General features: G+C 44.1%; 1 protein-coding gene. It reads right to left on the reverse strand.

Annotation, left to right across the window (positions count from 1 at the left end):
- On the reverse strand, window positions 1-919 hold a 919-nt coding region (locus tag A3738_RS23040), incomplete at both ends, for an Hpt domain-containing protein (protein ID WP_197473976.1).

Genomic DNA, 919 nt, shown 5'->3' on the forward strand with positions numbered 1-919 from the left:
AGTAGAGAATCCTGAAGTGAATACCAAGTTCGCAATGTCTTGCGCGCTGAGTGCTGCATCTTGCTCAATAATTCCCTTGTCTACAGCTAATGAACGAATTTTCGCAATCGCGATACCTCGACCATCGTCTGAAACAATGAATTCGGCGTTCTGTTTATTCACTTGCGTATTAATCGAGATAAGACCGTTTTCGTTCTTACCCTTCTCTGCACGCTCTGTCGCACCTTCAATGCCGTGATCCATTGCATTACGCAACACATGCATAAAGATATTATTCATCATGCTGTGAACGCGGCCATCAATAAACAACTCTGCATCGTTTACACGAACTTCTGGTGCGGGCTTATCAAGCTGCTCAGCCATTGACGCGAGCGAACTTAAAGGCTCAGAGATCACCTCAGACAAGGTTTTAGATTCGATAGAAAGCAACATGCTATAGGCTTCTGAAACAACTTCTTGTACATCGTTGTCCATCGATTTTTCAGTAAGACGCTTAATGCTATCTAACCACGAAGCTACGCGTTCTGAGTCTAGATTTACACCTTGTGCTGCAACACCATCACGACCTAGCTTGTCATGATAAATCGTGTCGTACTCAGCAAGAATCTCCTGCGCTTCACGCAACTCTTCGAGTAATTCATTCTGCTTCCACTCACGCGAATCATCATTACGTAAAGCATCATAAGTAGATTCAACTTCATGCACTACGTCAGTCAAATAACTCAAACCATACGTACGCGCATTACCCTTAACGGTGTGCATATTTCTGAATAGCTCGGCAATAACATCCGCAGATTTTCCAGCGTTGTTCTTAATAGCCTGCTGACATGCCGCCATGAACTGCTTAGAACTACGGAGGAATTCAGCAAATTTCGCTGCATCGATCGCAAGCACTTCACCAATTAATACCAACTCACGC

Source organism: Oleiphilus sp. HI0066, assembly GCF_001635725.1.